Raw genomic sequence first — 421 nt, forward strand, 5'->3', positions numbered from 1 at the left:
GTCCCGGCGGATCGACGACGGCGGGCGGCAGGTCCTCGACCTCGGCGGGCTGAGCGCGGTGGTGGAGCACCACGGCCGCGCCCACACGCGCACGGACCTCACGGTGCTCGTGCCCGAGGCCGGCGTGCTCTTCGCCGGGGACCTCGTGGAGGAGTCCGGGCCGCCGCAGCACGGCCCGGAGTCGGACCTGGCGGGGTGGCCGGGCGTGCTCGACGCGGTGCTTCGGCGCCTCGAGGCCCCGGCCGCGCGCTCTTCACGGAACGAACCATGCGGTATGGCCCCTACGACCGGGGAGGCAGGAGCCATGCCGCAGGGTTCGTTCCACGGTGAGGTGCGGGTGGTGCCGGGGCACGGCGCGGTGGTGGACGCCGCGTTCGTGCGGGCGCAGCGGGAGGCGCTGGCCGCCGCGCCGCCCGGGTGA

The 421-nt window shown here is 77.2% G+C and carries 1 protein-coding gene; it reads left to right on the forward strand.

What is annotated here, in order from left to right:
- Positions 1-421, forward strand: a 421-nt coding sequence (locus NWP10_RS12370) for an MBL fold metallo-hydrolase (RefSeq protein WP_375162499.1), incomplete at its 5' end; no start/stop codon positions are given.

This window comes from Micrococcus sp. HG099 (genome assembly GCF_024723355.1).
GTDB classification, from domain to species: domain Bacteria; phylum Actinomycetota; class Actinomycetes; order Actinomycetales; family Micrococcaceae; genus Micrococcus; species Micrococcus endophyticus.